15 protein-coding genes are annotated in these 18520 nt (G+C 67.3%); 7 read left to right on the top strand and 8 right to left on the bottom strand.

Going from position 1 to position 18520, the window contains the following annotated elements; genetic code table 11:
• Positions 1–272: 272 nt before the first annotated feature.
• The 8 genes from IE325_RS18375 to rpmH all read right to left on the bottom strand — a co-directional run bounded on the left by IE325_RS18375 (position 273) and on the right by rpmH (position 6256).
• A complete protein-coding gene (locus tag IE325_RS18375; protein WP_190071025.1) occupies positions 273–1370 on the bottom strand; it encodes a ParB/RepB/Spo0J family partition protein in 1098 nt (365 codons plus the stop codon).
• Positions 1367–2437 (bottom strand): ParA family protein, encoded by a 1071-nt coding sequence (locus tag IE325_RS18370; RefSeq protein WP_190071245.1) that lies wholly within the window; start codon positions 2435–2437, stop codon positions 1367–1369. The genes IE325_RS18375 and IE325_RS18370 overlap by 4 nt, the downstream gene beginning before the upstream one ends.
• 295 nt (positions 2438–2732) lie before the next feature.
• Positions 2733–3449: a 16S rRNA (guanine(527)-N(7))-methyltransferase RsmG gene (gene rsmG, locus IE325_RS18365; protein ID WP_190071024.1), complete on the bottom strand. Its 717-nt coding sequence runs from the start codon at positions 3447–3449 to the stop codon at positions 2733–2735.
• Positions 3450–3575: 126 nt separating this feature from the next.
• Positions 3576–4088: a Jag family protein gene (locus IE325_RS18360; RefSeq protein WP_190071023.1), complete on the bottom strand. Its 513-nt coding sequence runs from the start codon at positions 4086–4088 to the stop codon at positions 3576–3578.
• Between the two features lie 15 nt (positions 4089–4103).
• Positions 4104–5372 carry a membrane protein insertase YidC gene (gene yidC, locus IE325_RS18355; RefSeq protein WP_190071022.1) on the bottom strand — a complete coding sequence of 423 codons (1269 nt, stop codon included), beginning with the start codon at positions 5370–5372 and terminating at the stop codon, positions 4104–4106.
• 3 nt (positions 5373–5375) lie between these two features.
• Positions 5376–5729, bottom strand: coding sequence for a membrane protein insertion efficiency factor YidD (gene yidD / locus IE325_RS18350; RefSeq protein ID WP_190071021.1), 354 nt, complete (start codon positions 5727–5729; stop codon positions 5376–5378).
• Positions 5726–6097, bottom strand: a complete 372-nt coding sequence (gene rnpA, locus IE325_RS18345) for a ribonuclease P protein component (RefSeq protein WP_190071020.1) — start codon at positions 6095–6097, stop codon at positions 5726–5728. The genes yidD and rnpA overlap by 4 nt, the downstream gene beginning before the upstream one ends.
• A gap of 21 nt (positions 6098–6118) precedes the next feature.
• Positions 6119–6256, bottom strand: coding sequence for a 50S ribosomal protein L34 (rpmH, locus tag IE325_RS18340; protein WP_015659252.1), 138 nt, complete (start codon positions 6254–6256; stop codon positions 6119–6121).
• 383 nt (positions 6257–6639) lie between these two features.
• Between rpmH and dnaA the strand changes: the two genes are divergently transcribed.
• The 7 genes from dnaA (at position 6640) to gyrA (ending at position 18520) form a co-directional block, all read left to right on the top strand.
• Positions 6640–8541, top strand: coding sequence for a chromosomal replication initiator protein DnaA (gene dnaA, locus IE325_RS18335; protein ID WP_190071019.1), 1902 nt, complete (start codon positions 6640–6642; stop codon positions 8539–8541).
• Between the two features lie 867 nt (positions 8542–9408).
• A complete protein-coding gene (dnaN, locus tag IE325_RS18330; protein WP_190071244.1) occupies positions 9409–10539 on the top strand; it encodes a DNA polymerase III subunit beta in 1131 nt (376 codons plus the stop codon).
• 177 nt (positions 10540–10716) lie between these two features.
• On the top strand, positions 10717–11592 hold the full coding sequence (gnd, locus tag IE325_RS18325) for a phosphogluconate dehydrogenase (NAD(+)-dependent, decarboxylating) (protein ID WP_190071018.1): 876 nt from the start codon (positions 10717–10719) through the stop codon (positions 11590–11592).
• Positions 11593–11718: 126 nt separating this feature from the next.
• Positions 11719–12840 (top strand): DNA replication/repair protein RecF, encoded by a 1122-nt coding sequence (recF, locus tag IE325_RS18320; RefSeq protein WP_190071017.1) that lies wholly within the window; start codon positions 11719–11721, stop codon positions 12838–12840.
• A complete protein-coding gene (locus IE325_RS18315) occupies positions 12837–13388 on the top strand; it encodes a DciA family protein (RefSeq protein WP_190071016.1) in 552 nt (183 codons plus the stop codon). Before recF ends, IE325_RS18315 begins: the two co-directional genes overlap by 4 nt.
• A 428-nt stretch (positions 13389–13816) precedes the next feature.
• The gene (gene gyrB / locus IE325_RS18310) at positions 13817–15889 is read left to right on the top strand and encodes a DNA topoisomerase (ATP-hydrolyzing) subunit B (RefSeq protein ID WP_190071015.1); all 2073 of its coding nucleotides are present in this window, start codon (positions 13817–13819) and stop codon (positions 15887–15889) included.
• Between the two features lie 42 nt (positions 15890–15931).
• The gene (gene gyrA / locus IE325_RS18305; protein WP_190071014.1) at positions 15932–18520 is read left to right on the top strand and encodes a DNA gyrase subunit A; all 2589 of its coding nucleotides are present in this window, start codon (positions 15932–15934) and stop codon (positions 18518–18520) included.

The following is an 18520-nucleotide window of genomic DNA, read 5'->3' as shown; positions in this document are numbered from 1 at the left end:
CAGGGCGCTTCGTTCCCTGAGCAGGCTGCCGACGAACCCGCCGACCGCGCCCAGCCCAAGACCCGCGCTCACCAGTCCGGTGCGGCTCACCGTTCGCATGAACCCCGCCTCCCCTAAGAGGTCTGCCAGGTGGATGCGCCTTACCCGATCGCATCGTATCCACGATGCGATTCCATCGATACCGCCAGAAAGCAAAGTGCGGGCCGTGTTCCGGTACACACCGGACACGGCCCGCATGAATGGTCAGGGAGCAGACCCGCCCCGGCCGAGCCTCAGTCCTCGGTCTCCTCCTCGTCCTCGGCCAGCAGGCTCTTCTGCAGGGCCAGCTTCTCGCCGGGAGCGAATGTGCTGAGGATGCGCTCAAGGTCCTCCGGGGAGGCGAACTCCACGGTGATCTTGCCCTTCTTCTGCCCCAGCTCGACCTTCACCCGCGTCTCGAAACGGTCCGAGAGCCGGGTCGCAAGGTCGGACAACGCCGGAGAGGGAACAGAGCCGGCCCGAGGTCCCCTGGAACGCGGCGTCTTCTGCGGCCGGGAACCCATGAGGGTCACGATCTCTTCGACGGACCGAACGGAGAGCCCCTCGGCCACGACCCGGTAGGCCAGCCGCTCCTGCTCCTCCGCGTCCTCGACGGAGAGCAGCGCCCGCGCATGCCCCGCGGAGAGAACTCCGGCAGCCACCCGGTTCTGCACCTTCGGCGAGAGCTTCAGCAGACGCAGCGTGTTGGAGACCTGCGGCCGGGACCGGCCGATACGGTCCGCCAACTGATCATGCGTGCAGTTGAAGTCCTTCAGCAGCTGATCGTAGGCAGCCGCCTCTTCGATCGGGTTCAGCTGAGCGCGGTGCAGGTTCTCCAGCAACGCGTCCAGGAGAAGCTTCTCGTCATCGGTGGCCCGCACGATCGCCGGGATCGCATCGAGGCCGGCCTCGCGGCAGGCCCGCCAGCGCCGCTCACCCATGATGAGCTCGTAGCGCGAAGGAGCGATCTGACGCACAACGATCGGCTGGAGGAGACCGACCTCCTGGATGGAGGTGACGAGCTCCTGCAGCGCATCCTCGTCGAAGACCTCACGCGGCTGCCGAGGGTTCGGCGTGATCTGGTCGAGGGGGATCTCCGCGAAGTGGGCGCCCATGGGAGCTGCGGGCGTCTCCACGGCGCTGCTCGGCGCCGAGTCCTCGGTTTCATGTGAAACAGGCGGCAACGTAGCCACCTTGGCCGCGGCCACCCCACGGTCAGTCAGCACCGGCAGACCGGCCGGCGACGCTGAGGCAGCGCCTCCCACCGCAGCCGGGGGCACCGTCTTCTCCGTCGGTGCAGCGGGGATCAGTGCGCCGAGACCACGACCCAAACCCCTCCGTCGCTCGCTCACTGGATCCCCTCCGCCATGCTTGGGTTCTGAGCGCCGAAGTGGGCGTTGGTCGGGTCGTAGTTGACACCGACGCCCTTCAGCGCGATTTCTCGTGCCGCCTCAAGGTAGGAGAGGGCACCGCTCGATCCGGGATCGTACGTCAGTACCGTCTGCCCATAGCTCGGCGCCTCGGAGATACGCACCGAGCGAGGAATACTCGTCCGCAGCACCTCGTCACCGAAGTGGTTGCGCACCTCGTCGGCGACCTGGGACGCGAGCCGCGTCCGGCCGTCGTACATGGTGAGCAGGATCGTCGAGACATGCAGGGCGGGGTTGAGGTGCCCCCGCACCAGGTCGACGTTGCGCAGCAGCTGGCCCAGGCCTTCCAGCGCGTAGTACTCGCACTGGATCGGGATCAGGACCTCCTGCCCCGCCACCAGCGCGTTGACCGTCAACAGGCCGAGCGAAGGCGGACAGTCGATGAGGACATAGTCCAGCGGCTGCTCGTACGCCTGGATCGCCCGCTGGAGTCGGCTCTCACGCGCCACCAGCGACACCAGCTCGATCTCCGCACCGGCGAGATCGATCGTGGCGGGGGCACAGAAGAGTCCCTCGACATCGGGCACCGGCTGAACGACTTCCGCGAGCGGCTTGCTCTCGACCAACACATCGTAGATCGATGGAACTTCGGCGTGATGGTCGATGCCCAGGGCGGTCGACGCATTGCCCTGCGGGTCGAGGTCGATGACCAGTACTCGGCCGCCATGCAGGGCAAGCGACGCGGCAAGATTGACCGTCGTTGTCGTCTTGCCCACGCCCCCCTTCTGGTTGGCGACCACCATGACACGGGTTTGCTCGGGCCGTGGCAGGCCCTCGCCGGCGCGGCCTAGAGCCTCCACCGCCAGTTGGGCAGCACGACCGATGGGAGTGTCGTCCATCGGGGGCGGTGTTTCACGTGAAACATCCTCCCCCATCGATTCGGTACGGGGACCGGGGACCGGATCGGTCATCGGTCCCGCGATGTTGGCGTCGGACCGCAAGGATTCACTCTCCTCGACTTCAGGCTCGCAATGAACAGAGCCTCCCATGTCTTCGGGGTCGCGAACCAGTGAGGCCTGTTGTTCTGTGGAGAAATCCACCTCTGTGGAAAACTCCGTGCCCCTCCAGAGGGACGGAGAGTCGTCGGAAGCACCCTCCCTGAGGGAACCGAGGGGCTTTCGGTCGCGAGGTTCGGCAGCGCGACCGCGGCTAATGATGCCGTGGAGCAGTGAGCGACGTTTCACGTGAAACACGATGCACAGCCGCCGAGGCCGAACTGTCGCGACACTCCGGCATGGGTAGGTTTGCCAGCTTGTGTGGAGTACGTCTCGTCGTCAGGACGGATCAGCGCCGTCGACGGGCCCGTCCCGTCCTGGCCGCCTTCGCCCGCTTCGCCGCGAAGCGAACACCGCCCGGGCTCTCCCCGACCTCGACGCGCACCACCGTGGACATCGGATCCACCACGCCCTCGCCCACATGGAGGATCGACGTCTCCACCGCACCCAGCTTGCTCAGAGCCGTTGCCGCGCTCTTCAGCTCCTCCTCCGCGGTGTCACCCTTGAGCGCCAGCATCTCGCCGTACGGGCGAAGCAGCGGGATGCCCCAGGTGGCCAGCCGGTCGAGCGGAGCCACGGCACGGGCGGTCACCACATGCACGGGCGGCAACGTCCCCATGACCTCCTCGGCACGACCACGGACAACCGTCACATGATCAAGCCCGAGCAGCTCCACGACCTCCGTCAGGAAGTTCGTCCGCCGCAGCAGAGGCTCCAGGAGAGTGATCTTCAGATCCTCCCGGACCAGCGCCAGAGGGATACCGGGCAGGCCGGCCCCCGAGCCGACATCGCACACCGTCACACCCTCGGGAACGACCTCCGAAAGCACCGCACAGTTCAGCAGATGGCGCTCCCACAGTCGGGGCACCTCTCGCGGGCCGATCAGACCACGCTGCACACCCGCCTCGGCGAGCAGCTCGGCGTAGCGGACCGCATCAGCGTAGCGATCGCCGAACACCTCATGTGCCTGTTCGGGCACAGGGGGAAGCTCCGCTGCCTCCGTCACGGGGGACCGTCCTTCCGTACCTCACCGACGCCCGGAGCGCCGACACCAGAACCACCAGAACTAACAGGCTGACAAAGTTCGGCCCCGCCTGCGCACAGACGGGGCCGGAGGAAACGTAAGGGCCGATCAGGCGGGAAGTACGACGACGAACCGCTGCGGCTCCTCGCCCTCGGACTCGCTGCGCAGGCCCGCCGACTTCACCGCGTCGTGCACGACCTTGCGCTCGAACGGCGTCATCGGCTTCATCTTCACGGGCTCGCCGGTGCTCTTGACCTCGGCGGCGGCCTTGGCACCCAGCTCGGAGAGCTCGGCACGCTTCTTGGCCCGGTAGCCCGCGATGTCCAGCATCAGCCGGCTGCGGTCCCCGGTCTCCCGGTGCACGGCCAGGCGCGTGAGCTCCTGAAGGGCCTCCAGCACCTCGCCGTCACGCCCGACCAGCTTCTGCAGGTCTCGGCTGCCCGCGTCGCTGATGATCGAGACAGCGGCGCGGTCGGCCTCGACGTCCATGTCGATGTCGCCATCGAGATCGGCGATATCGAGCAGACCCTCGAGGTAGTCCGCCGCGATCTCGCCCTCTTGCTCCAGGCGGCTCAGGGTGTCTGCACCCTCGACAGCGGCGGAGGTGGTGCCTTCCGTCACGGGATGGGCTCCTTCTTACTTCTTGGACGGGGACTTGGGGCGCTGCGGACCGCCCTTGCGCTGCCCGGACTGGGCCTTGCTGCGGCCGCTGCTGCCGGGCTTCGGCGCGTCCTTCTTGGGAGTGCCGGGCTTGGCGTCCTCGGGCTCATCGGACTTCTGCAGCGATGTCGGCTCGCCGGCCTGCTTCGGACCGCCGGACTGACGCTGAGACTTGCTCTGGCGCTTCGGCTGCTGACGCTTGGGCGTCGCCGTCGTGGTCGGCGTACCGTCCTCGGACACGGTGGCCACGGCGCCGTCGCCCTTCACCACATTGCCGTCGGCCTGGGCCGCGAGACCGGCCTTGCTGAGGCCGTTGATGAACTTGCGCTCGTACTCGTTACGGTCACGGCCCTTGGCCACGATGGCCTTGATGATGGCGCGCTCACCCCGGCGACGGGTCTTGCCGTGGTTCGTGACGTGCTTGGTCAGACGCTCCAGGTACGCGGCCTGCGCCTTGGAACCCGGGGTCGGGTTGTTGTGGATGACGTACATCTGCTGACCCATGGTCCACACGTTGGTGGTCAGCCAGTAGACGAGGACACCGACGGGGAAGTTGATGCCGAAGACGGCGAACATGACCGGGAAGACATACATCAGCATCTTCTGCTGCTGCATGAACGGCGTCTTCACCGTGGTGTCGACGTTCTTCGTCATCAGCTGACGCTGCGTGTAGAACTGCGACGCCGACATCAGGACGATCATGACCGCGGTGACGATGCGGACCGTGGTCAGCGAGGCGTCGAGCGCGGCGACGTCCGTAGAGCTGTCGGTGAACTTCGCGGCCAGCGGGGCCCCGAAGATGTGCGCCTTCTGCGCGCTCTCCAGCAGGCTCTGGTTGATGACACCGATGGTGTCGTTGTTCGCGATGCTGTTGAGCACGTGGTACAGGGCGAAGAAGAACGGCGACTGCGCCAGGATGGGAAGGCACGAGGAGAGCGGGTTGGTACCCGTCTCCTTGTACAGCTTCATCATCTCTTCGGACTGGCGCTGCTTGTCGTTCTTGTAGCGCTCCTGGATCTTCTTCATCTCGGGCTGCAGCGTCTGCATCGCCCGGGTCGCCTTGATCTGCTTCACGAAGAGCGGGATCAGGCAGATACGGATCAGAATCACCAGGGACACGATGGACAGGCCCCAGGCCCATCCGGTGTCAGGGCCGAAGATGGCGCCGTACACCGTGTGGAACTGGACGATGACCCAGGAAACGGGTGTCGTGATGAAGCTGAAGAGGCTGGCAATCGTGTCCACTAATCATGCTCCTTGGACATGGGACGGGGTCTCTGCGGCCGGGCTCGAAGGAACATCACCTTCGATGGCCGTTTCAGCGGCGGAGGGCCCGCCCTTCCGTGCACGCCACGCGTTGCGCAGCATCTCGTGCCACCGCGGACGCCTGCGTGGCGGGACATGATCCACACCACCCAGCGACCACGGGTTGCACCGCAGGATGCGCCAGGCGGTGAGCGCCGTGCCCTTGATCGCACCGTGCCGGTCGATGGCCGTGTACCCGTAGTGGGAGCACGACGGGTAGTACTTGCACACCGGCCCGAGCAGCGGACTGATCGTCCACTGGTACAGCTTGATCAGAGCCAGTAGTGGGTACTTCATCGCGCGCCCCCTCCCAGCAGCCGCTGCAGAGCGGCATCCAGGTCTCGGGCCAGCTGTGCATGGTCGGCGTCACCCGCACCGGGCAACGCTCGTACGACTACCAGGCTACCGGGGGGCAGCCGGTCGACTCGGTCGCGCATCAGATGGCGAAGCCTGCGCTTCACCTTGTTCCGCACGACCGCACCACCCACAGCCTTGCTCACGACGAAACCCGCACGCGTCGGGGGAGCGCTCTCCCCAGGCGCGTGCGGGTCCGTGGCACCGCTACGAAGGTGGACGACGAGTGTCGGGCGGCCTGCCCGGCGACCTCGTCGGACCGCGGTCGCGAAGTCCTCGCGCCGCCTCAGCCGGTTCTCGGTGGGCAGCACGACGTCATGACCTGATCAGGATCAGGCGGACAGGCTGGCGCGACCCTTGGCACGACGGTTCGCGAGAATCGCGCGGCCGGCGCGGGTGCGCATCCGCAGGCGGAAGCCGTGGGTCTTCGCGCGACGACGGTTGTTCGGCTGGAAGGTGCGCTTGCTCACTCGGGGGCTCCAGAGATAAATCGGTGTTTGGCGGGTGCCGTCCTGGCTGTCACCGTGCGCCCACGAGTAGCTCGCAGTTACGCCCGATTGCACCGCTTCCCGATCACCTGACGCGATCTGTGCCCATCGGAGGCAGGCGGCAGCAGCCATCGACAACTCGACCTGGTTACGGTACGCGCGGCTACGCCATCCGGTCAAACCAGAGGTCACTGGGAGACACTATCCACAGGCTGGGGACAACAACTTGAACCGCACCCGCCGCCCTGACTACCGTGGCTGGACTCCGATTCGTTCCCTTGTCCCCTTGATTCTGGCTCCACCCGATTGAATCCCGACCCGTCCCACAATCACACGTTCGTGGGACCTGTGAGAGAGCGTGCCCTGTGGCTGACGTACCTGCCGATCTTGCCGCAGTGTGGCCACGAGTACTTGAACAACTTCTCGGTGAGGGCCGCGGACAGGGTGTGGAGGGCAAGGACGAGCACTGGATCCGGCGCTGCCAGCCCCTCGCGCTGGTCGCCGACACCGCCCTGCTCGCCGTACCGAACGAATTTGCGAAAGGCGTACTGGAGGGCCGTCTCGCCCCGATCGTCAGCGACACCCTGAGCCGCGAATGCGGCCGCCCGATCCGCATCGCGATCACCGTCGACGACTCCGCCGGCGAGCCCCCCGCCCCGCCGGTGCCACCGTCCCCCAAGCGCCAGGCCCCCTACGACCAAGGCGGACACCCGTCACCCCAGCCCCGCTACGAGGAGCCCGAACTCCCCTCGTACGAGGGCTACGGCCGCCACCGCGCCGACGACCAGCCACCCACCGCCTCCCCCGACCCGCTGCCCACGGCACGCCCGGCCTACCCGAGCGAGTACCAGCGCCCCGAACCCACCCCCGGCAGCTGGCCCCGCCCGACACAGGACGACTACGGCTGGCAACAGCAGCGACTCGGCTTCCCCGAGCGGGACCCGTACGCATCGCCCCCACAGGACTCCTACGGCCCCCCGTCCCAGGACTACCGCCCGCAGCAGATGGACCGGCCGCCCTACGACGGGCACCGTCCCGACTACGAGCAGCAGCGCCCGGACTACGACCAACCGCGCGCCGACTACGACCAGGGCCCCCGCCGCGAGCTGCCCGAGCCGCCCGTCGGCTCCGGCCATGTGCACCGCGGCGGCCCCGTCGGCGCGAACCTCCCGGCCACCGGCGCCCCCGGCCCGCTGGCCGCGCAGCCCGCACCGGCACCCGGCCCCGGCGAACCCACCGCACGCCTGAACCCGAAGTACCTCTTCGACACGTTCGTCATCGGCGCCTCCAACCGCTTCGCCCACGCGGCCGCCGTCGCCGTCGCCGAGGCACCCGCGAAGGCCTACAACCCCCTCTTCATCTACGGGGAGTCGGGCCTCGGCAAGACCCACCTGCTGCACGCGATCGGGCACTACGCGCGCAGCCTCTACCCCGGCACGCGCGTGCGGTACGTGAGCTCGGAGGAGTTCACCAACGAGTTCATCAACTCCATCCGCGACGGCAAGGGCGACAGCTTCCGCAAGCGGTACCGCGAGATGGACATCCTGCTCGTCGACGACATCCAGTTCCTCGCGGACAAGGAGTCGACGCAGGAGGAGTTCTTCCACACCTTCAACACGCTCCACAACGCCAACAAGCAGATCGTGCTCTCCAGCGACCGGCCGCCCAAGCAGTTGGTCACCCTGGAGGACCGACTGCGGAACCGGTTCGAGTGGGGCCTGATCACCGATGTCCAGCCGCCCGAGCTGGAGACCCGTATCGCGATCCTGCGCAAGAAGGCGGTCCAGGAGCAGCTCAACGCCCCGCCGGAGGTACTGGAGTTCATCGCCTCCCGCATCTCGCGCAACATCCGCGAACTGGAGGGCGCCCTGATCCGGGTGACGGCGTTCGCGTCGCTCAACCGGCAGCCGGTGGACCTGGGCCTCACGGAGATCGTCCTCAAGGACCTGATCCCCGGCGGCGACGACGCCACACCGGAGATCACCTCCACGGCCATCATGAGCGCCACCGCCGACTACTTCGGCCTCACCGTCGAGGACCTCTGCGGCAGCTCACGCGGCCGCCAGCTCGTCACCGCCCGCCAGATCGCCATGTACCTCTGCCGCGAGCTGACAGACCTGTCACTGCCGAAGATCGGCGCCCTGTTCGGCGGCCGCGACCACACCACGGTCATGCACGCCGACCGCAAGATCCGCAATCTAATGGCCGAGCGGCGCTCCATCTACAACCAGGTCACCGAGCTCACCAACCGCATCAAGAACGGCTGAGAGCCAGCGCGACAGCGCCGCCGTACGTCGCTGAGGGCGCTCCGGGACGAGATCCCGGGGCGCCCTTCGTCATGTCGCGGTCGTGGGCTGTTCGAATACTTGCCGCGTTACGGCCACTCTCCACAGATTCGGTGAGTTTTTCCCGTCCACACCCTGGGGACTGGAAAGTTGTCCAGACTGTGTCCACAGGGGTCCCTGTTGAAAGACGATCAGACCAGGTCATCAGCATGTGGATTCGTGGACGAAGGATCTCCACAGCCTGTGGACAGTCAGAAGATCCACAGGCTGTGCATGAAGTTGTCCACCGACAACCCACAGGCTGAGGCCAGTTGTCCCCAGCGATCACCAGCTTCTCCACATCGCTGTCCACTGTTCGGCAACACGACGCGCCTCCTCACCGGGTCGAGTGAAAGGCGTCACACAAAGATGCCGGGTTGGCCTGTGGGAAAGATGGGCAAAGCTGGGGACGGCGCTGGGGAGAACTCGCCCCAGGCTGTGCATGGGGTGTGCAGAACTTTCCGTTCTCCACAGAAGTGCTCAGTTGTCCACCGCCGTCGCCCACAGGGTCCGTGGACAAAATCTCTGCTCTGAGCTGGGAAAACGTGGTTATCCACGGTATCCACAGGCCCTACTACTACTCCCAACTAGAGAGAGCTGGGAATTCGTTTCGAAGTGGGTCCTGTGCACAACTCGCTGTCCGGCTCCCGGCTGCCCCTCGTCACGACTTGACCCCGAGAGGCACCTACTGTCAGTGGGGTGCGTCAGACTGTTCCCGGTGTCCTTCCCCTCACTGGGGCCGACGACACCGACACAGACGACGAAGCCAGGCAGGCCGAGAAGCGCCGGCAACAGCAGGAGGCGGCAACAGTGAAGATCCGGGTGGAACGCGACGTACTCGCGGAGGCCGTGGCCTGGGCGGCGCGCAGCCTCCCGGCCCGTCCGCCGGCGCCTGTCCTCGCCGGCCTCCTGCTGAAGGCCGAGGACGGTCAGCTGAGCCTGTCGAGCTTCGACTACGAGGTCTCCGCTCGCGTCAGCGTCGAGGCCGAGGTCGAGGAGGAGGGCACGGTCCTCGTCTCCGGCCGGCTGCTCGCCGACATCTGCCGCGCTCTGCCCAACCGCCCGGTGGAGATCTCCACAGACGGTGTACGGGCGACCGTGGTCTGCGGCTCCTCGCGATTCACACTCCACACCCTGCCTGTGGAGGAGTACCCGGCCCTGCCGCAGATGCCGACCGCCACGGGCACCGTTCCCGGTGAGGTCTTCGCTTCCGCGGCCTCCCAGGTCGCCATCGCCGCCGGCCGTGACGACACGCTGCCCGTGCTGACCGGTGTGCGCATCGAGATCGAGGGCGACACCGTCACCCTGGCCTCCACCGACCGCTACCGCTTCGCGGTCCGCGAGTTCCTGTGGAAGCCGGAGAACCCGGAGGCCTCCGCGGTCGCCCTGGTCCCCGCCAAGACGCTCCTGGACACCGCCAAGGCGCTGACCAGCGGCGACAGCGTCACGCTTGCGCTTTCGGGCTCGGGTGCCGGCGAGGGTCTGATCGGTTTCGAGGGCGCCGGTCGCCGTACGACGACGCGCCTGCTGGAGGGCGACCTCCCGAAGTACCGCACGCTGTTCCCGACGGAGTTCAACTCGGTCGCCGTGATCGAGACCGCCCCCTTCGTGGAGGCCGTCAAGCGTGTGGCGCTGGTCGCCGAGCGGAACACCCCGGTGCGCCTCAGCTTCGAGCAGGGCGTGCTGATCCTGGAGGCCGGTTCCAGCGACGACGCACAGGCTGTGGAGCGGGTCGACGCGCAGCTGGACGGCGACGACATCTCGATCGCCTTCAACCCGACGTTCCTGCTGGACGGCCTGAGCGCCATCGACTCCCCGGTGGCCCAGCTGTCGTTCACGACGTCCACCAAGCCCGCGCTGCTGAGCGGCAAGCCGGCGCTGGACGCCGAGGCGGACGAGGCCTACAAGTACCTGATCATGCCGGTGCGTCTCAGCGGCTGAGCGGCCGACGGTTGTCCACAGGCCGTGGAGAAGTCGGTCCCGGTCTGTGGGGAAACCCCAGGTGAGGGCGTGCGTCTGAGCGCGTATGCCCACAGATGTGCGCGTGCGTCCGGGTTTAGGCTCGGACATGGGTACGAAGGTGCCTCTCACGCCACAGCAACCTAAGGAACACAACTGATGGAGCTCGGTCTCGTCGGCCTCGGCAAGATGGGCGGCAACATGCGCGAGCGGATCCGCCGCGCGGGCCACACCGTCGTCGGATACGACCGCAACGCGGACCTCGCGGATGTCCAGAGCCTGGAAGAGCTGGTGGGCAAGCTCCCGGGCCCGCGCGTGGTGTGGGTGATGGTCCCGGCCGGTGCCCCGACCCAGGCGACCATCGATGAGCTGGCGCAGCTCCTGGAGCCCGGTGATGTCGTGGTGGACGGTGGCAACTCCCGCTGGACGGACGACGAGAAGCACGCGGAGCAGCTGGCGGCCAAGGGCATAGGTTTCGTCGACTGCGGCGTCTCCGGAGGTGTCTGGGGCCTGGAGAACGGCTATGCGCTGATGTACGGCGGTGACGCGGAGCATGTCGCCAAGGTGCAGCCGTTCTTCGACGCCCTGAAGCCGGAGGGCGATCTCGGTGCGGTGCACGCCGGGAAGGTGGGCGCGGGGCACTTCGCGAAGATGGTCCACAACGGCATCGAGTACGCGATGATGCAGGCCTATGCCGAGGGCTGGGAGCTGCTGGAGAAGGTCGACTCCGTGACCGACGTCCGGGAGGTGTTCCGCTCCTGGCAGGAGGGCACGGTGATCCGCTCCTGGCTGCTGGACCTCGCGGTGAACGCCCTCGACGAGGACGAGCACCTGGACAGGCTCAAGGGTTTTGCACAGGACTCCGGTGAGGGACGCTGGACTGTGGAGGCCGCCATCGATCACGCGGTGCCGCTGCCGGCGATCACCGCGTCGCTGTTCGCGCGGTTCGCGTCCCGCCAGGACGACTCGCCGCAGATGAAGATGATCGCGGCGCTGCGGAACCAGTTCGGCGGCCACGCGGTCGAGAAGAAGTAGGCCAGGAGGAGCACGGAGAAGTTTCCACACCCTGGGGGATGCCGGCCTGGCACCCTCGGGGGGTGGCCCGGTTGTCCACAACTGGGGACGGTTCAACCACATGTTGGGGGAGGTCGGCGAACGACCATGCACGTCACGCATCTGTCGCTGGCCGACTTCCGCTCGTACGCCAGGGTCGAGGTCCCGCTCGATGCGGGCGTCACCGCTTTCGTCGGACCCAATGGCCAGGGCAAGACGAACCTCGTCGAGGCCGTCGGCTATCTCGCCACTCTCGGCAGCCACCGTGTCGCCTCCGATGCCCCGCTGGTGCGCATGGGCGCCGACCGGGCGGTCATCAGGGCGCAGGTGCGTCAGGGCGACCGGCAGCAGCTGGTTGAGCTGGAGCTGAACCCGGGCAAGTCGAACCGGGCCAGGATCAACAGGTCCTCGCAGGTCAGACCCCGTGATGTGCTCGGCATCGTCCGGACCGTGCTGTTCGCGCCGGAGGATCTCGCGCTGGTCAAGGGCGATCCCGGTGAGCGGCGCCGTTTCCTCGACGAGCTGATCACCGCCCGCTCCCCGCGCATGGCGGGCGTGCGCTCCGACTACGAGCGTGTCCTCAAGCAGCGCAACACCTTGCTGAAGTCGGCCGCGCTGGCCCGTAGGCATGGCGGGCGCTCGATGGATCTGTCCACACTCGATGTCTGGGACCAGCATCTCGCCCGTGTGGGCGCCGAGTTGCTCGCTCAGCGCCTCGATCTGATCGCGACGATCCAGCCGCTGGCCGACAAGGCGTACGAGCAGCTGGCGCCCGGCGGTGGTCCCGTCGCGCTGGACTACAAGCCGTCGGCTCCGGGTGAGGCGCACACGCGTGAGGATCTCTTCGAGCAGTTGATGGCGGCGCTCGCCGAGGCGCGTAAGCAGGAGATCGAGCGGGGTGTCACGCTCGTAGGGCCCCATAGGGACGATTTGCTTCTCAAACTCGGTCAGTTGCCCGCCAAGGGCTATGCCTCGCACGGCGAGTCCTGGTCGTACGCGCTGGCGCTGCGCCTGGCGTCGTACGACCTGCTGCGGGCCGAGGGCAATGAGCCGGTGCTGGTCCTCGACGATGTGTTCGCCGAGCTGGACACCAGGCGGCGTGAGCGGCTGGCCGAGCTGGTTGCGCCGGGCGAGCAGGTCCTGGTGACGGCCGCGGTCGACGACGACGTGCCCCATGTGCTGGCGGGGGCGCGGTATGCGGTGTCCGAGGGGACGGTGGAGCGCGTATGAGCGAGGAACCGTCCGGGAACGTCCCCGAGGCCCCCAAGAAGGCTCAGGAGCCCTCTGGCGTCGATCTCGCGCGCGTGGCGCTCAGGGCGGCCAAGGAGCAGGCACGCGCGCGTGGCGACGCGGCGTGGCAGAAGAAGCAGGCGCGGCGCGGGGGCGGTCTGCGCTCCGGCGCACGGGCCGACGGGCGTGACCCCCTGGCGCTGGGCGCTGCCATCAACCGCTTGATCACGGAGCGGGGCTGGGAGACTCCGGCCGCGGTGGGCGGTGTGATGGGCCGCTGGCCGCAGATCGTCGGTGAGGATGTCGCCAAGCACTGTGTGCCGGAGAAGTACGACGAGGACGAGCGGGTCCTGGTGGTGCGCTGTGACTCGACGGCCTGGGCGACGAACCTGCGGCTGCTCGCGCCGACGCTGGTCGCCCGGCTCAACGAGGACCTCGGGCATGGTGCGGTGAAGCAGATCAAGGTGCACGGTCCCGGTGGTCCGGCGCGCCGCTACGGCCCGTTGCGCGCTCCTGGCAGCACGGGCCCCGGTGACACCTACGGGTAGGCAGGCCCTTGAGCGGTCGTCACAGCGGTCTCCACAGCCCCGTCGGCCCCAGGTGACCGACATCACATCAGCAGTCGTCGGCGGTCACGAAACGCGGCCGGCGGCCACCGCGACGTACCCCCACGCGCGGGCGCGCGTCACGACCTGACTCCGAAGTAGCCAAGGGTTGACGGCCGGAAGCGCTGAGTGGCTCTGTGAGCCTCTTTGAGCCCCCATCCGCATATCGGGAGTCGGCGGAGGCGGGTTCAGGGCGGCACATGCGGACTCAGGTACCGGCAAACCCCCATCACTGTCGGCGCTACCGGTAGACTGGAGGCTAATCCCGCCCCAATCGTGGGGACCGCCGGGAAACGCTGAGCAACGCTGATCAAGGCTTACCAACGCAACATGCCGCAGCCGCTCCGGCAACCTGCCGACGAGCCCGGCTCGTGCTGTGCCAGAAAGGGCGCTTCGTGGCCGATTCCGGCAACCCCAACGAGAACATCCCGTCCACCGAGGCCACGGCCGGAGTCGCCGAGGCCTCAGTCACGGCGTCCTACGACGCGAGTGCCATCACCGTCCTCGAGGGTCTGGACGCGGTTCGCAAGCGACCCGGTATGTACATCGGTTCGACCGGCGAGCGCGGACTGCACCACCTCGTGTACGAGGTGGTGGACAACTCCGTCGACGAGGCGCTGGCCGGTCACGCGGACACCATCGAGGTCACGATCCTCGCCGACGGCGGCGTGCGCGTCGTCGACAACGGCCGTGGCATCCCGGTGGGCATCGTCCCCTCCGAGAACAAGCCGGCGCTCGAGGTCGTGCTGACCGTGCTGCACGCGGGCGGCAAGTTCGGCGGCGGCGGCTACGCGGTCTCCGGTGGTCTGCACGGCGTGGGTGTGTCCGTCGTGAACGCGCTGTCCTCGAAGGTCGCCGTCGAGGTCAGGACCGACGGCCACCGCTGGACGCAGGACTACAAGATGGGCGTCCCCACGGCCCCGCTGGCTCAGCACGAGGCCACCGAGGAGACGGGTACGTCGGTCACCTTCTGGGCCGACAGCGACATCTTCGAGACCACCGACTACTCCTTCGAGACGCTCTCGCGGCGCTTCCAGGAGATGGCGTTCCTCAACAAGGGTTTGACGATCAAACTCACTGATGAGCGCGAGTCGGCGAAGGCCACGTCCGGCGCGGACGAGGCCGGCGCGGACGAGACCGCCGAGGTCAAGACGGTCACGTACCACTACGAAGGCGGCATCGTCGACTTCGTGAAGTACCTCAACTCCCGCAAGGGCGATGTGGTGCACCCGTCGGTGATCGACCTCGAGGCCGAGGACAAGGACAAGGCCCTCTCCCTCGAAGTCGCCATGCAGTGGAACAGCGGTTACAGCGAGGGCGTGTACTCCTTCGCCAACATCATCCACACGCATGAGGGCGGCACGCACGAGGAGGGCTTCCGCGCGGCGCTCACCAACCTGATCAACAAGTACGCGCGCGACAAGAAGCTGCTGCGCGAGAAGGACGACAACCTCACGGGTGACGACATCCGCGAGGGTCTGACGGCGATCATCTCGGTGAAGCTGAGCGAGCCGCAGTTCGAGGGCCAGACGAAGACCAAGCTGGGCAACACGGAGGCCAAGACCTTTGTGCAGAAGGCGGTCTACGAGCACCTCAACGACTGGCTGGACCGCAACCCGGTCGAGGCCGCGGACATCGTCCGCAAGGGCATCCAGGCGGCCACCGCGCGCGTGGCGGCCCGCAAGGCCCGCGACCTGACCCGCCGCAAGGGCCTGCTGGAGTCGGCGTCCCTGCCGGGCAAGCTCTCCGACTGCCAGTCGAACGACCCCACCAAGTGCGAGATCTTCATCGTCGAGGGTGACTCCGCCGGCGGCTCGGCCAAGTCCGGCCGCAACCCGCAGTACCAGGCGATCCTCCCGATCCGAGGAAAGATCCTCAACGTCGAGAAGGCGCGGATCGACAAGATCCTGCAGAACCAGGAGATCCAGGCGCTGATCTCGGCCTTCGGCACGGGCGTGCACGAGGACTTCGACATCGAGAAGCTCCGCTATCACAAGATCATCCTGATGGCGGACGCCGACGTCGACGGCCAGCACATCAACACCCTGCTGCTGACCTTCCTGTTCCGCTTCATGCGGCCGCTGGTCGAGGCCGGGCACGTGTTCCTGTCGCGTCCCCCGCTGTACAAGATCAAGTGGGGTCGGGACGAGGTCGAGTACGCCTACTCCGACCGTGAGCGCGACGCCCTCCTGGAGATGGGCCGCCAGCGCGGCAAGCGGGTCCGCGAGGACTCGATCCAGCGCTTCAAGGGTCTCGGCGAGATGAACGCCGAGGAGCTGCGCATCACGACCATGGACCAGGAGCACCGCGTCCTCGGCCAGGTCACCCTCGACGACGCCGCCCAGGCCGACGACCTGTTCTCGGTCCTCATGGGTGAGGACGTCGAGGCCCGCCGCCAGTTCATCCAGCGCAACGCCAAGGACGTCCGCTTCCTCGACATCTGAGTCGGTCTCAGCTGACCGCACCAGGAAGGACTTTCACCAGCAATGACCGACGAGAACACTCCCGTCACGCCTGACGAGGGACAGATCCTGCGTGTCGAGCCCGTCGGGCTCGAGACCGAGATGCAGCGCTCGTACCTGGACTACGCGATGTCCGTCATCGTGTCCCGCGCGCTGCCGGACGTCCGCGACGGCCTCAAGCCCGTCCACCGCCGCGTCCTGTACGCCATGTACGACGGCGGCTACCGCCCCGAGCGCGGCTTCTACAAGTGCGCGCGCGTGGTCGGCGACGTCATGGGCAACTACCACCCCCACGGCGACTCCTCGATCTACGACGCCCTGGTCCGTCTCGCCCAGCCGTGGTCGATGCGCATGCCGCTCGTCGACTCCAACGGCAACTTCGGCTCGCCGGGCAACGACCCGGCGGCGGCCATGCGCTACACCGAGTGCAAGATGGCGCCGCTGTCGATGGAGATGGTCCGTGACATCGACGAGGACACCGTCGACTTCACGGACAACTACGACGGCCGCTCCCAGGAGCCGACCGTCCTGCCGGCCCGCTTCCCGAACCTGCTGATCAACGGCTCCGCCGGGATCGCGGTCGGCATGGCGACCAACATCCCGCCGCACAACCTGCGTGAGGTCGCGGCCGGCGCCCAGTGGTGCCTGGAGAACCCGGAGGCCTCGCACGAGGAGCTCCTGGACGCCCTCATCGAGCGCATCAAGGGCCCCGACTTCCCGACGGGCGCCCTTGTGGTGGGCCGTAAGGGCATCGAGGAGGCGTACCGCACCGGCCGCGGCTCCATCACCATGCGCGCCGTCGTCGAGGTCGAGGAGATCCAGAACCGCCAGTGCCTGGTGGTCACGGAGCTGCCCTACCAGGTCAACCCGGACAACCTCGCGCAGAAGATCGCCGACCTGGTGAAGGACGGCAAGATCGGCGGCATCGCGGACGTCCGCGACGAGACGTCGTCCCGCACCGGCCAGCGCCTGGTCATCGTCCTCAAGCGGGACGCGGTCGCCAAGGTCGTACTGAACAACCTCTACAAGCACACGGACCTGCAGACGAACTTCGGCGCCAACATGCTGGCGCTCGTCGACGGCGTCCCGCGCACGCTCTCCCTGGACGCGTTCATCCGCCACTGGGTGACGCACCAGATCGAGGTCATCGTCCGCCGTACGCGCTTCCGGCTGCGCAAGGCCGAGGAGCGCGCGCACATCCTGCGCGGCCTGCTGAAGGCCCTGGACGCCATCGACGAGGTCATCGCCCTGATCCGGGCCAGCGACACCGTCGAGATCGCGCGTACGGGCCTGATGGAGCTCCTGGAGATCGACGAGATCCAGGCCAACGCCATCCTCGAGATGCAGCTGCGCCGACTGGCCGCCCTCGAGCGCCAGAAGATCATCCAAGAGCACGACGAGCTCCAGGCGAAGATCACCGAGTACAACCAGATCCTCGCCTCGCCGGTCCGCCAGCGCGGCATCGTCAGCGAGGAGCTGGCGGCGATCGTCGAGAAGTACGGCGACGACCGCAAGACCATGCTGGTGCCCTACGACGGCGACATGTCCATCGAGGACCTGATCGCCGAGGAGGACATCGTCGTCACCGTCTCGCGCGGCGGCTATGTCAAGCGCACCAAGACGGACGACTACCGGGCGCAGAAGCGCGGCGGCAAGGGCGTACGCGGCACGAAGCTGAAGGAAGACGACATCGTCGACCACTTCTTCGTCTCGACCACCCACCACTGGCTGCTGTTCTTCACCAACAAGGGCCGGGTGTACCGGGCGAAGGCGTACGAGCTTCCGGACGCCGGCCGTGACGCGCGCGGGCAGCATGTCGCCAACCTGCTGGCCTTCCAGCCGGACGAGGCGATCGCCGAGATTCTCGCGATCCGCGACTACGAGGCGGCTCCCTACCTCGTGCTCGCCACCAAGGCCGGTCTGGTGAAGAAGACGCCTCTGAAGGATTACGATTCGCCGCGTTCCGGCGGTGTCATCGCGATCAACCTCCGTGAGATGGAGGACGGTTCCGATGACGAACTGATCGGCGCCGAGCTCGTTTCGTCCGACGACGATCTGCTTCTGATCAGCAAGAAGGCGCAGTCGATCAGGTTCACCGCGACGGACGAGTCGCTGCGCCCCATGGGCCGCGCCACCTCGGGTGTCAAGGGCATGAGCTTCCGTGAGGGAGACGAGCTGCTCTCGATGAATGTTGTTCGAACCGGTACGTTCGTGTTCACTGCCACCGACGGTGGGTACGCGAAGCGGACCGCCGTCGACGAGTACCGCGTCCAGGGTCGCGGCGGCCTCGGTATCAAGGCCGCCAAGATCGTCGAGGACCGTGGCTCCCTCGTCGGCGCGCTGGTGGTCGAGGAGACCGACGAGATCCTCGCCATCACGTTGGGCGGCGGTGTGATTCGTACGCGAGTCAACGAGATCAGGGAGACGGGCCGTGACACGATGGGCGTCCAACTGATCAACCTGGGCAAGCGCGATGCCGTCGTGGGTATCGCACGCAACGCCGAGGCGGGACGCGAGGCGGAGGAAGTCGACGGCGACGTGGTCGTCGACGAGACCGCCGAGGGGGCCGCCACGACCATCGGCACGGACGAGGACGCACCCTCGGCCGAGTAG

Origin of the sequence: Streptomyces lanatus (assembly GCF_014655715.1) — a bacterium.
Classification (GTDB): Bacteria; Actinomycetota; Actinomycetes; order Streptomycetales; family Streptomycetaceae; genus Streptomyces; species Streptomyces lanatus.
This window is presented reverse-complemented; position numbering and strand designations above follow the sequence as displayed.